The following is a 12,495-nucleotide window of genomic DNA, read 5'->3' on the forward strand; positions in this document are numbered from 1 at the left end:
CCGGGCGAAATGAGAGCCGCTCGATCGCCGAGTCAGGCGATCGTCGCCCCACAGAGTTCACCGATCGCTCGGCGAAGCCGCTGTGAGACCGCCGACTTCGAGACATCGAGTCGATCCGCGAGTTCATCCTGCGAAATCCCTCGTGGCACGTCGAAGTACCCTTCCTGGTAGGCAACGAGGAGCAATTCCTGTTGTTTCTCGGTCAGTGCGACCACGCCGTCGTCCTCGTCGTCCGAGACCCGCAGGTGCTCGACCGCGACGGAGACGCCGCGTGCACGGCAGGTGTCGTTGAACTCGACTAGCGCGTCACGGTCCGGGAAGCGAAGCTGGACGAGCCAGCCGTCGCGCGAACTCGTGATATCGAGAATGTGGCCGTCGACGGGAGTCGTCATCGGAGCGAGCGCCAGTGCGCGGTCGGTGAGTGTCACACGGTAGACCCGTCTGTCGGAGTAGCGGTCGACGAGGACGGGATCCGTGACGGTCGGGTCGACTGCCAGCGCACGGTCGAACGGCTCGAACTCGGTCCCGTAGACGGTGAGGAAGACGACGGTCCGGTCTTGCGGCGTCTGCGTGCGGTACTCGAGTTCGACGGTTGTATCGAGTGCGCGCCGCAGGGTTGGACGCAGGAGGAGGGCCTCGTGTTCGAGGCGGAGTTGCGCGATGACGCCGCCATCCGCCTGTGTACGCAGGGGCGTCTGTGCGGGGGTTGTTCCGGAGTGGTCGGCTGAACCGGTGTCGACCGTGGCTGTCGCCGACTCGGTCTGGCTCGCAGTCACGGACGCGGGTGGTGACTCCGCTTCGGCGTCCGTTCTCGCTCGCTCTCGTTTCTCCGTCGTCTCGGTAAGATCGAGACTCATGGAATCATCCCCCGCTCGCGTAGAAAGCTACTGTAAGGAGTTGTTACCGAACACACGCTCATCGATTCCGTGATTCGACTGTGACTACATGGGCGTGGAGGCTATACACGGAAATATATAAACAAATCGAGTCAATACTGATTCAACCGTCGAAATCCGTGACTGTTTCCGGGCGGAAGAAATAACCGGTTATCCAATTTCGCCGGCTCCGCCGCGGCGGTACAACCGAATTACGGTCGTCCAACAGCAGATTACCGGCAGTCGTGGCCGAACTGGACAGCGTCGCTAACCGGCCGCGTGACGATTCCGAACTCGTCTCGCTCGCCGGGAGTGCAAGAGCGGTGTTCACGTCAGTATTCGTCGAAGAGGAGTTCGAAGAGCTTCCGCTGGGCCGTTCGAAGGTGGCGGCTAAACGTCGGCTGCGAGACGGCCAGCGAGTCGGCGATTTCCTCACCCGTGCTCTTGCGGGGCCAGGCGAAGAAGCCGCCGTAGTACGCCGCCTCGAGCGTCTGAAACTGGCGCTCCGATAACCGCTCTCGAGCGTCCGCGTCGAACGACCGCGGCGATCGCGTCTCCCGCTCTCGCTCGCGCCGAGACACGAGTTCAGCGCTCGGAAACGCACGCTGCAGTCCCTCGACGAACGATCGAACGTCGACGGGATCGGGCAGATCGAGTGCCACTTGCGTTCGGTCGTCGACCGGGACGAGCGTCCGCACGAGGCCGTTGTGAGCCGCGAGCGCGTCCGCGATGGTGTCCGTCTCGACGGTGAACTCGACGACCGAGCCGGTTTCGCCCTCCCCGACCGACCGAACCCGAGCGACGCCGTCGAGTTCGGTGAGCGAGTCGAGACGCGATGCCGCCGGGGACTCGAACTCGCCGGACGGCAACGTACAGTAGACCGTCGAGCCGCCCGCCGAGCGCGGAACGACCGCCTGCACGTCGAGCGGCTGGTCGAGTTCGTGGGCGAGCGCGACGAGGACGTCGTCGGACTCGCGCAGGACGAGTTCGAGTTCGGTGACGCGGTCCGAAAGCAGCGCCCGTTTGCGTTCGAGCGCGCCGATGGCGTGGCCGGCGACGGCCGCGAGGTGGGCGTACACCCGCCGGCTGTGGTCGTCGAAGGCCGCCGGCTGGTCGGCGTACACCGTGAGCGTTCCGTAGCTGAACTCGTCGTGTTCGATCGGGACGCTCAGCGCCGAGCGAACGCCCCGTTCGGTTGCGGCGCGGATGAACGCGGTCGTGTCCGCGTTCTCGCCGCCGTCGTGCGTCTCCGCGTCAGCAGCGGTCTCCGCGAGGTCGTCGATGACGATCGAGTCCCGTCTCGCCGCCGCTCGGCCGGCGGGGGCCGCCGCGTTAGGATCGATCGGAATCGTTTGGGAGTCGAGCCACTCGCCGTCCCGTCCGGCCGCGGATCCCGACCAGGTCCGGGGGGTGATGGTCTCGTTGCCGGCGGTGGCGCGGCCGACCCAGGCGAGTTCGTCCGCGTCGGCCGGAGCTAGCGCGGCGGCGACTTCACAGAGGCGCTGTTCGACGGCCGTCCGGCTATCGGCGTCGAGGAGGTGGCGCTCGCCCGCTCGGAGCTGTACGGCCGTGTCCAGTTCCGATTCGAGGCGCGCGCGCTCGTAGCGAGACGTTCGAACGCGTTCGCGAGCGGCGATTCGATCGAGAGCGGCGGCTCCGGCAGCGGACACCGTCTCGACCGGCGCAGTCTCGAGCGTGTCGAACGCCATCGGATCGCTGCTCGTCGCAACGATGACACCGCGCTCCGCGAGCGGAACGACGAGCACGCGCTCTGCGCGCAGGCCCGAGCGGGCGAGGAACGGATCGGCGTCGGCTCGATCGACGAGCGTGGCGTGAACGGTGTCGCGGTACCTATCGCCGTCGGTCCCGTCGCGACGGTCGTCACCGTCACGACCGACGTGCAACGGCACGTCCTCGCGTTCGACTGCCGGCGGCTCGATCCGGGGCACCGACTCGGCCGTCGTGACCGCCGCGGGGCTGAGCAGGTCCCCGTCGTCGGCGGATCGGTACCAGCCGGTGAACTCGGCTCCGGTATACTCTCGAATCCCGGAAACGACGGCCTGACGCACGGCAGATCGGGACGCTGCCGTCGAGAGTGAATCGATCGTCCGACAGACTGTCGAGAGCGTCCCCGCCGCCGAGCGTCGTCTGTCGCGAACCACACAGAGCGTTCGCTCCGCGACCGACAGCGGCGCGACGAACACGTCGACTGGGACCGACTGTGCCGATCCGTCGCCGTCGAGTTCACCCTGAATGGGGTCCATCCACCTGCTGACCGGGGAATCGGCGCGCTCGCGGATCGCCGCCGCGAGTTCGTCGTCGAACAGCGCGTCGACGGCTGTGCCGACGAGCGTCCCGGTGCCGGCGAGATCACACAGCGTCGTATTCGCGATTCGGATCGTCCCGTCCTCGAGAACGGCGATGCCGTCTTCGAGCGCGTCGACCGTCTCCTCGAGCAACGCGAGCCGGTCGCGCTCCACACCGTTGCCGGATTTCCGGTCGCGCCTGAACTCGCGAGCGAGTACTGTGAGGCGGTTCTCATCGGGAGCGGCGGTCACCTCGAGGCGGCGCTGTGCCGTGGACGGGCCGTCCGATGAGGGAGCGAGAGCGGGGAGTCGTTCGGGCAGCGGGGTCTCGAACTCGACGACGGAGCCGGTCGCCCGCGCCTCGGCACAGCGGTCGACGACGGTCTCCCGAATCTCTGCGGGGAACAGTTCCCAGACGACGGTCCCCTCGAGCGGCGTCTCCTCCCGGTTTCGAACGGTCGCGTCCGATGCACCGCGAAAGAACTCGCGGGCGGCCGCGTTCGCGTACTCGAGTTCACCGGCGGGTCCGAGCGTGAATACCGCAGTGGGGAGGAGATCCAGTGCAGCATCCAGTTGCGCGCCACTGAACGTCGGGGAACCGGCTGTCCCCGAATCCGGCGCACTGTCTCGGTGGTGGCGCAGTTCTGCGACGTTTCGAACCCGGGCCGCGATCGCCGCCCGCGAGTCCGCCGGCGAAATCACGTCGGTAGCCCCGTGATCGAGCGCGTCGTCCACCCGCTCGTCGTCGGTGATGGCGACGATCGGCGGCAGCGAGTCGATACCCCCGTCCACCGCCAGTGACGCGAGTTCGGCGAGCGGTGTCGGTTGCACAGTGTCGGTCTCCGACTCGGGACTGAACTCGCAGACGAGGCAGTGGATCGCACGGTGTTGTGACGAAGACGCGGCGTGTGATGCGGACGCAAGGTGCTCGCGCGCGGCCGAGACGGTCCGCGCTCGGAGGAGCGCAGTCGAGTCGAGGGTTGCCGAAAGCGCGGCCGCCGTGCGCTCGACTGGCGGCGATGAGCCGACGACGAGGACGGAACGCGGTTCGTCGGCACTCATCGCGGGCCGGTCGCTCATCGGCCGACCACCGCCGGGAACCGTCCGGTCGAGAACCAGTCGACCCGTTCCTGTCCGCCCGCTCTGTATGGGTGACGGTGGCCCGTTCGTCGGGATTGATCGGCGAATACACGGGGCCGACGGCTGGCACACACGGTCACGGATGTCCGTTCGGGGCTGGAGAGGTAAGTATCGATTCCGTACCGATGGGTAACGATGACTTTCGTCGCTGCCGTGACTGTCACTCGGTCTCGTGCTCTCTGACTGTAACGACCGGCACGGGTGCGTTTTGGACGACTTCTTCGGCGACGCTGCCGACGATCAGTTTGTCGAGTCCGGAGCGACCCGCCGTCCCGACGACGATCATATCCATGCCGTTCATCGTTGCGAACTCGACGATTTCGTCCTGCGGGACGCCCTCTCTGACGGTTGTCGTCACCTCGAGCCCGGTGTCCGTGGCAGCCTGTTCGGCTTCGGTGACGGCCCGGGTGATGGCCTCGTCGGCCTCGTTTTCCGGGTCGGTTCGTAACCGATCGCGCTTTTCGCTGCCGTGTGGCCCCTCCTCGGCGACCGAGAGGATGTGTAGCGTCGCATCGAGGCGGTAGGCGAGTTCGATCGCGTGATCGGTCGCCAACTGTGCGCCCTCGCTGCCGTCGGTCGCCAGTAGCAGGTCTTGGTACATTACATCAAGCGGTTCAAGAGAGAGCGGGATACGTGTCTGACTTGCTGTTGCCGGGCCGCTGCTCAGAAGATGACCGTCCACTCGTACTCGCAGTTGCGACACGCGAACGTTCGCTCGAGTCCGTCGGCCGTGACCTCCCGGCACCGTTCGGCGCCGGCTTCCTCGAGGCAGTTGGGACACTGGTACTGGCACACGACGAGCGGTACTGAACGGGAGCCTATATGTACGCGCCGGTAGCGGCGGTCTTGATCGGTCCCCGTTCGATATCGAAGGAGTCGCCGCGTCAGATCACGTTGAAGACGAAAATAGAGAGGTAGAGCTGCCCGAGTCCGGCAACGATCATGACCGCGCCGGCGATCCGTTCGAGTAACTTTGTGTGTGCGGTGAGCCGGCCACCGCTGGCAATGAGGCCAACCCCCGTCGCGACGGTCAACGAGACCATGAGGAGCGTGACGGTGCCGACGTACGTGCCGACGAGGAGTACCGCCTCGCCGACCGGCAGCGTCAGCGAATAGGAGGTCACCGAAATAAAAATCGGGGCGACACAGCCCGCAGCGGCGAGCGCATAGCCGACGCCGAAAATCCCGAAGCCGAGGATGCTCGACCGTCGTTTGGGCAGCGGAATCGATATCGAGGGTGCCCGATCGAAGACGATGAGCAGACCGAAACCGATGAGTAACACACCGGCGATCGGCTCGAAAATCGTCACGCGCGACAGCGTCGAGTGACCGATCCAGTAGGTCGCGCCGATAATGAGCGCGAGCGTTACCAGAACGCCGAGCCCGGCGACGAGACCCCTGATGAGCGACCCCGACAACGAGGCCTCGTCACCGTCGGTCTGGCTGGCGTAGAAGCCGACGTACCCCGGCAACAGCGGATACGCGCAGGCCGAGAAAAACGTCGAGACGCCGGCGAGCAGCGAGAACGTGATCGTCGAGAGAATCGTCGCTTCACCCGTGATCCCCGTCATTGGTCCGCATCACCGTCGAGTACCAGTTCGATCTTCGAGACGAGTTCGTCCGCGCTCTTGACGCCGTTGTCCGACCACTGCAGCCGACCCGAAGCGTCGACGACGGCCGCGGACGGGTAGCCGTTCCCGCCGTAGCGCACGGTGAGTTCGGCGTTGCGGTCGAGTCCGAGCGTCCAGTTGCCGTCGTGTTCGTCCCACCACGAGACGAGTTCGTCCTCGGTGATCGATCGGCCCTCGCCGACTGACTCGTTGGTCGCCGAGACGAACTGCACCCGGTCGCCGACCTGCGCGTGCGCCTCGGCCAGGGCCGGCATCTGCTCGATGCAGGGTGCACACCAGGTGCCGAAGAGGTCGATGAACGTCGGCTCGGACGGCGACGGCACCAGAGCGGTTCCCGCCTCGCTGCCCGGGGCGTCGACCGTTTCGATCTCTATCGGCTCGGGCGGCTCAGACTGCTCGGACGCGTCGGCCCCTTCGCCGCCACCGCCGGAACTGAACTCGTCGGGGGAGGGGACGCCGTAGACGGCGACCGCTCCCGCACCGGCGAGCACGCCCGCGCTTCCGAGCCCAGCGAGAACGTCTCGTCGGTGCATGGTTACTGTTGGGCGACGGTACTCGTGTCGTCGACGATCTGTTCGACGCTCCCGCCGAGTTCAGGATTGAGCGCCTGTGGATAGGATCGTTCGACGATGCCGTCCTGGTTGACCAGCAGGATCAGGTTCAGGTGGGTAAACGAGTAGCCGTCGTGGTTCTCGTGTTCGGTCTCCTCCTCGGGAACCTTTTCGATTCGCATCCCGATCTGATCGTGGAGCAGTTCCTTGCCGCTCTCGTAGCTTTCCGGGCGAAGGAAGTGCCAGTTGCCGGCCTCGAGGTCGACGCCCTGTTCGTGCGCGTAGCTCTCGAGCGTGTCCGCGGTGTCGCGTTCGGGATCGAACGTCATCGCGAGGAGGCTGAGATCGTCCGTGTAGCCGTTTTCCTTGGCGTCCGCCTGGGCGCGCCGGAGACGCAAGAGCAGGGCGGGACAGGCTCCGTTGGGGCACGACGTAAAGAAGAACGTCAGTAGGAACGACTTCTCGCCGGCGAAATCGGCGGTATCGATCGTCTCGCCGCTCAACGGATCCGGGAGCGAGAAGTCGGGGAACTCTTGGCCGTGGGTGGGATGTGAAATCGCATCCGGATCGCCGGGGCGGTCCGGCGGATCGAGGATCGTTCCATCGTCGTTGTCGCCATCGTCGTTGTCAGCGTTGTCGCCGATGCCGACCTCACCGAGACAGCCGGCAAGCCCGGTCAGTCCGGCAGCCCCCACCGCACCAAACGAGCCGAGATACGTGCGTCGCTCCATACGGGATACGTTGGACGGAGCGAGCAAAGGTTCGTTGGTTCGCCTGCCGAAGCAACATGTACTATCACGAGATGTTCTCCGTCGCTATCGTTTTCGACCGCCGCCGACACTATCGAAGTCAGTACCTACTTCGGTCTCGCCTCCGTCACTCACCGTATCGTCCATGCGCTCGTGGCTGTCACCGACACCCCCGTCCCGTCTCCGACGGCAGTGGCATTCAATACGTACGCTCGTTGCCATCGCCACGGTCCTCGCCATCGTCTGTCTCGGCATCGGCGCGGCCGCCGATACCGCCAGCGCGTCGAACGCCGCCGCCGGACTCGGTGACGATCGCGAACTCACCGTTCCAGCCTGGCTGACGGTGTTCACCGGCGGCGTCGCCATCGGTGCCTCGGCACTGCTCGCCGCCCTGGTCACCGACCGGCAACTCGTCGACGCCCTCCACACCTGGTCGCTGCCGCTCTCAGCCTCCCGGTCCGACCCATCGAACCCATCGAACCGCTCCGAAACGAGTTCAGTACTGGTCCCGTCCCGATCCGAACTCGCGAGCGGGTTGTGGTGGCTCACCGGGCTGGTCGGCGTCGCCGCGCTCGTCGGGACTGTCGTCGTCGGCCTGACCGGGCCCGGCCGCGTCGCGCCGACCGCGAACCTCGCGATCATTCTCTCGTTCGTCGGTCTCCGGTCGCTGCTTCCGATGGTCGCGTTCCTGGTCGGGAACCCCTGGCCTGCGCTCGATCCGTTTCGCAGACTCGCATGCGCGCTGGCCGCCCTCGGGGAGGGCGTCATGTGCTTGCTCCCGCCGATCCAGTCCTTCGGGGGTACCGATACCGACAGTACCGATACTGGTCCCACCGATACCCACGCGATCGCCGACGGCGGATCGGGGCTACTCACATATCCCTCCACCCTCGCCTCGTGGCCCGCCGTCGCCGGCCTCGGCGCGCTCGTCTGGCTCGAACTCGTCCTTCCGGTTACGTCCGATCCCGCCCTCCTTGCCCGACTCGCCGTCGGCTATACGGTCTATACGGTGGCCGGCGGAACGCTCTTCGGGCTTCAGTCGTGGCTCCGCCACGCCGATCCGCTGGCGACGGTCTTCCGGCTCTACGGCGCTGTAGCCCCGATTCAGCGCCGTCGCGACGGACGCGGCCTCACCCTCGTCCTCCCCGGCTCCCGCCTGCGCGACCCCGATCTCGTCACCGACACCAGCGACGTCGCGTTCGTTCTCCTCCTGGTCTGGGAACTCACGTTCAACGGCTTCGTTGTCACCCCGCCCGGCAGCCAACTGCTCGCTGAACTCGTCGGCGCTGGGGCACCGGTCGCCGTTGCAACGTTCGTGGTCTTCGCCGGCGGGTACGCCGTCGCCTTCGGGCTGTACTGGTTCGCTGCGTCTACGGCCCGTCGAACCGCGCCGACGTACCTCTCGACGGCGACCCTGGCTCGGCGGTTCGCCCCGCCGTTACTCGCGATCGCGGCTGGCTATCACGTCGCCCACTACGTTGGGGTCGTCCTCTCGCTGTCGCCCGCAACGGTCGCGGTCGTGACGAGTCCGCTCTCGCCGCCGCTCAATCCGGCGACACTGGCGCTACCGGGGTGGGTTGGAATGCTCGAGATCGGCGCGTTGCTCGCGGGCCACCTGCTCGCAGTCTGGGTCGCCCACGCGACCGCGTTCGATTGTTTCCCGGGCCGACTACAGGCGATCCGGAGTCAATACCCACTTATCGCGGTGATGGTCTGTTACACGGCGGTTAGTCTCTGGTTGCTGACGTTACCGACGGTCCAACCCCCGACGCTTGCGGGATAACCGCTCGTCAAAACCAAAACCACGCCTCTGGACCCAATCGAACCGCGATCGAACCGCAATCGAACCGCAATCGATTGCGATAGTTGTTTTGTTTCCGGGAGTGCACACGCAGACAATGCATCGCCGGAGCATCCTCCGTCGGACAGCCGTCGCCGGGAGCGGAATCGGCACGCTCTCCCTCGCCGGCTGCCTCGAACGGCTCGGGTTCGAGGAAGAATCCGCCTGGTCGAACCCGCCGCTCGTCCAGGACCGTCCCGACGCGGTCTACCTCCCCGCATCGACCGAGAAAATGGCCCGACTCGGCACCGCGACCGGCGACGAGTTCGCGATCGCTCTCGGGTATACGATCCCGCACCGGTTCTGGCTACTCGCCGGCGAGTCGAATCAGGTCGACGTGCAGCCGTCGGACAGTCTGCATCTCATGGTGACGGTCTGGGATCGGGAGACCGAACTCGTGGTTCCGGCGACGGTCCGTCTCGAACTGGTACGGGAGGGAGAAGAGGCGACGCCCGTCGGTTCGTTGTGGCCGATGATTTCCCAGCAGATGGGCTTTCACTACGGCGATAACGTCGAGTTATTCGGTGACGGGACGTACACGGCGCGCGTGCAGGTCGGTCCCCTCGACACCGATCGAACCGGGGCGTTCGGGGATCGTCTCGGCCGCACCGAGACGCTCACGGTCGAGTTCACCCACGCCAGAGAGGACGTTCACGACCTCGGCGTCGAGTATATCGACACCCAGCGGCGGGGCACCCGGGAAGCCCTCGACTTGCGGACGAACGATTCGATGCCGTCCTCGCGCGGCCAACCGCTCGCTGAGTTACCCGGCGATCACCTCGGAACGGCCGATAGTGGTGACGCGCGCGTGGGGGCGCTCGTGCTCGACGCGGAGCGGGTCGGTGGCGCATCGGAGCGTGCGTATCTTGCGGTGACGCTCCGAACGCCGTACAACGACGTGATGTTGCCGTTTGCCGGGCTCTCCGCGACCGTCGATAGCGGGGGTAATGGCGGTGGTAGTGAACGCACCGGCGGCGACGAAGACGGCGGCGGGACCGAAACCCGCGAATCGCTGACGCTCACCGAAGCTGTCGATCCGACGCTCGGCCATCATTACGGAGCCGAGAGCGACGTGCTTAGTACGGGCCAGTCCACCGCGGACGAGCGGGAGACGACGATCACGATCAGCGTCGAGACGCCGCCGCAGGTCGCCCGCCACGATGGCTACGAGACGGCGTTTCGCGCGTTCGACGATGTTCGCTTCCAGGCCCAGCGCTGAGCCAGTCGAAACGCCCTCGAGTTACGACGAACTGGCGGAACGGCGCAACTACCGCGACGAACGGTTCGTAAACGAACTCGTATCGATCGGAACGGTCACGAACGGTCGGAAACAGCCCCATTATGCCGATGATAACTAACCCCCGATCCGGACTACCTCGTGTGTATGTCTCGCTCGGAAAACGCAACCATGCAGATCGGCTGCCCGGAGTGTGATACAACCGTCACTACCGCCGTCCCTGCTGGTCCCGGACTCGTCGACGACGGCACGGCCGACCGATTACGCGGCACCGAAACCGCCTGTCGCAACTGCGGTCACGAACTCGAACTGTACTTCTACTGATGGGCCGGGGAAACGAGTTCACCTCGGACTGCCGTCGGCTTCGATATCGACGGGTGCAGTTGCTCGCTGCCGCTCGTGGACAGAGCCCTCGAGAAGCCGGACTGTCCGGACGATGGAAACGCTACCGGACGACTGTTAACCCCCCTGCGGCTGCAGGCCGCGAAGCAACCAGTGGCGGCCCTGTTCTGTTTCAGCGAATGCGAGTTCCCGACTCTCTCACTGTCGTTTCGAATCGGCAGCCGTATCGCCACGAGTACGACACGGAGGCGGAAACGAACGGAAACGCGGAAACGGAGCCGGACGCGGAGACAGGAGCGGACACGGCGGCGATCTCAGTCGACGAACCCACCGGCGGCCTCACCGCCGGTCTCGATCCCGTTCTGCAGGAAACGAGCGGTACCTGGATCGCCTGGGGCGACGGCGACGCCGACTTCGACGTCACCGACGCGCGCGACTGCGTCGGCGTCCCGCCCGAGGAGGAGTGCTACACGCTTCGGCGGATCGACCTCTCCGACGACGCCGTCGACGCCTACTATCGCGGCTTCAGCAACCGCGTCCTCTGGCCGCTCTGTCACGGCTTCGCTGAGCTCGTCGAGGAACGGGATGATGACTTCGAGTGGTATCGGACGGTCAACGCGACGTTCGCGGACGCGGTCGCCGAGCACGCGAGTTCGGATTCGGTCGTCTGGCTGCAGGACTATCACTTCGCGCTCGCGCCGCGGATGATCCGTGAGTCGATTCCGTCGTCGGCGACGGTCGCGCAGTTCTGGCACATCCCGTGGCCCTCGCCGGCGACGTTCGAGTACTGCCCCGAAGGCAAGCAGGTACTCGAAGGACTGCTCGGCAACGATTTGCTCGGATTCCACGTCGAGCGATACGCCGACGCCTTCCTCGATTGCGTCCGCCGGTACCTGCCGGACGCAGCGGTCGACCGCGAGCGGCGAACGGTCCACTATAAGGGCCACACGACCCGCGCCGTTGGGACGCCGATGGGGGTCGATGCCGACTCCTACGATCAGCGCGCACGCACCGCGGATGCGGACCGGCTCCACGCGCTCTTCGAGCGCTACGATATTCCGCAGAACGTGACGCTCGGACTCGGCGTCGACCGCCTCGACTACACGAAGGGCATTCCGGAACGGCTGACCGCACTCGAGCGCTTCTTCGAGGGGAATCCGGGCTGGCGCGGCGAGTTCACCTTCGTTCAGAAGGCCACGCCGTCGCGAACGGAGATTCCGGCCTACGCTCGCCACGGCGACCTCGTCCGGAGCGAGGTCGACCGGATCAACCGCCGGTTCGGGACCGACGACTGGCAGCCGATCGTTTACACGGAAGATATTCTGCCGGCGGACGACCTCTGTGCGCTGTACCGGCACGCCGATCTGCTGATCGTCAGTTCGCTGTGTGACGGGATGAACCTGGTCGCCCAGGAGTACGTAGCCGCGAGCGTCGACGGCGACGGCACCCTGCTGTTGAGCGACCGCACGGGCGCACACGAACGATTGAGCGAGAACGCGATTTCGATCAATCCGACAGCTGTCGAGGAGTTCGCCGATCGAATCGAAGACGCACTCACACTGTCGCCACAGGATCGTGCCCGTCGAATGGATGCCCTTCGAAAGACGATCTTCGAGAACGATATCGATTCCTGGATGGAAACGCAGTTCGAGTGGCTGTCCCGGGTCCACGACGGCCACTGGACAGCACCGAATTCGCAGTCCGGAACGGACGACGCCGAGTCGGGTGCCAACTCCGAATCGGATTCCGACTCCGGCTCGCACGAACGAACCTCGCTCGTCTGAACTGAACTCGTGTGCGTTCGACCGTCTCTGCACTCGCTTC

12 protein-coding genes are annotated in these 12,495 nt (G+C 65.8%); 5 read left to right on the forward strand and 7 right to left on the reverse strand.

What is annotated here, in order from left to right; genetic code table 11:
• Positions 1-32 precede the first annotated feature (32 nt).
• The 7 genes from SM755_RS03295 to SM755_RS03325 form a co-directional block, all read right to left on the reverse strand.
• On the reverse strand, positions 33-857 hold the full coding sequence (locus tag SM755_RS03295) for a helix-turn-helix domain-containing protein (RefSeq protein WP_323171428.1): 825 nt from the start codon (positions 855-857) through the stop codon (positions 33-35).
• A gap of 350 nt (positions 858-1,207) precedes the next feature.
• A complete protein-coding gene (locus SM755_RS03300; RefSeq protein ID WP_323171429.1) occupies positions 1,208-4,261 on the reverse strand; it encodes a bacterio-opsin activator domain-containing protein in 3,054 nt (1,017 codons plus the stop codon).
• Between the two features lie 220 nt (positions 4,262-4,481).
• Positions 4,482-4,922, reverse strand: coding sequence for a universal stress protein (locus SM755_RS03305; protein WP_006664180.1), 441 nt, complete (start codon positions 4,920-4,922; stop codon positions 4,482-4,484).
• 62 nt (positions 4,923-4,984) lie between these two features.
• On the reverse strand, positions 4,985-5,116 hold the full coding sequence (locus SM755_RS03310) for a hypothetical protein (protein ID WP_323171430.1): 132 nt from the start codon (positions 5,114-5,116) through the stop codon (positions 4,985-4,987).
• Positions 5,117-5,205: 89 nt separating this feature from the next.
• Complete coding sequence (locus SM755_RS03315) at positions 5,206-5,892, reverse strand: cytochrome c biogenesis protein CcdA (RefSeq protein WP_323171431.1); 687 nt, start codon at positions 5,890-5,892, stop codon at positions 5,206-5,208.
• Positions 5,889-6,485, reverse strand: a complete 597-nt coding sequence (locus SM755_RS03320) for a TlpA disulfide reductase family protein (RefSeq protein ID WP_323171432.1) — start codon at positions 6,483-6,485, stop codon at positions 5,889-5,891. Before SM755_RS03320 ends, SM755_RS03315 begins: the two co-directional genes overlap by 4 nt.
• A 2-nt stretch (positions 6,486-6,487) precedes the next feature.
• Positions 6,488-7,234 carry an SCO family protein gene (locus tag SM755_RS03325; protein WP_323171433.1) on the reverse strand — a complete coding sequence of 249 codons (747 nt, stop codon included), beginning with the start codon at positions 7,232-7,234 and terminating at the stop codon, positions 6,488-6,490.
• Positions 7,235-7,397: 163 nt separating this feature from the next.
• On the opposite strand from SM755_RS03325, the gene SM755_RS03330 reads away from it, so the two are divergent.
• From SM755_RS03330 to SM755_RS03350, 5 genes are all read left to right on the forward strand, one after another.
• Positions 7,398-9,035 (forward strand): hypothetical protein, encoded by a 1,638-nt coding sequence (locus SM755_RS03330; RefSeq protein ID WP_323171434.1) that lies wholly within the window; start codon positions 7,398-7,400, stop codon positions 9,033-9,035.
• Between the two features lie 115 nt (positions 9,036-9,150).
• On the forward strand, positions 9,151-10,311 hold the full coding sequence (locus SM755_RS03335) for an iron transporter (RefSeq protein WP_323171435.1): 1,161 nt from the start codon (positions 9,151-9,153) through the stop codon (positions 10,309-10,311).
• A complete protein-coding gene (locus SM755_RS03340; RefSeq protein ID WP_323171436.1) occupies positions 10,286-10,450 on the forward strand; it encodes a hypothetical protein in 165 nt (54 codons plus the stop codon). Before SM755_RS03335 ends, SM755_RS03340 begins: the two co-directional genes overlap by 26 nt.
• A 26-nt stretch (positions 10,451-10,476) precedes the next feature.
• Complete coding sequence (locus tag SM755_RS03345) at positions 10,477-10,653, forward strand: hypothetical protein (RefSeq protein WP_006664174.1); 177 nt, start codon at positions 10,477-10,479, stop codon at positions 10,651-10,653.
• A gap of 197 nt (positions 10,654-10,850) precedes the next feature.
• Positions 10,851-12,455, forward strand: coding sequence for a trehalose-6-phosphate synthase (locus SM755_RS03350; protein ID WP_323171874.1), 1,605 nt, complete (start codon positions 10,851-10,853; stop codon positions 12,453-12,455).
• Positions 12,456-12,495: the final 40 nt, after the last annotated feature.

The sequence above is a fragment of the Natrialba sp. PRR66 genome (assembly GCF_034808065.1).
GTDB lineage: Archaea > Halobacteriota > Halobacteria > Halobacteriales > Natrialbaceae > Natrialba > Natrialba aegyptia.

Bases quoted from the DNA above. Each gene is read 5' to 3' on its own strand.
- SM755_RS03295 (WP_323171428.1), bottom strand. From the start codon at position 857: ATGAGTCTCGATCTTACCGAGACGACGGAGAAACGAGAGCGAGCGAGA.
- SM755_RS03300 (WP_323171429.1), bottom strand. From the start codon at position 4,261: ATGAGCGACCGGCCCGCGATGAGTGCCGACGAACCGCGTTCCGTCCTC.
- SM755_RS03305 (WP_006664180.1), bottom strand. From the start codon at position 4,922: ATGTACCAAGACCTGCTACTGGCGACCGACGGCAGCGAGGGCGCACAG.
- SM755_RS03315 (WP_323171431.1), bottom strand. From the start codon at position 5,892: ATGACGGGGATCACGGGTGAAGCGACGATTCTCTCGACGATCACGTTC.
- SM755_RS03320 (WP_323171432.1), bottom strand. From the start codon at position 6,485: ATGCACCGACGAGACGTTCTCGCTGGGCTCGGAAGCGCGGGCGTGCTC.
- SM755_RS03325 (WP_323171433.1), bottom strand. From the start codon at position 7,234: ATGGAGCGACGCACGTATCTCGGCTCGTTTGGTGCGGTGGGGGCTGCC.
- SM755_RS03330 (WP_323171434.1), top strand. From the start codon at position 7,398: ATGCGCTCGTGGCTGTCACCGACACCCCCGTCCCGTCTCCGACGGCAG.
- SM755_RS03335 (WP_323171435.1), top strand. From the start codon at position 9,151: ATGCATCGCCGGAGCATCCTCCGTCGGACAGCCGTCGCCGGGAGCGGA.
- SM755_RS03340 (WP_323171436.1), top strand. From the start codon at position 10,286: ATGTTCGCTTCCAGGCCCAGCGCTGAGCCAGTCGAAACGCCCTCGAGT.
- SM755_RS03345 (WP_006664174.1), top strand. From the start codon at position 10,477: ATGTCTCGCTCGGAAAACGCAACCATGCAGATCGGCTGCCCGGAGTGT.
- SM755_RS03350 (WP_323171874.1), top strand. From the start codon at position 10,851: ATGCGAGTTCCCGACTCTCTCACTGTCGTTTCGAATCGGCAGCCGTAT.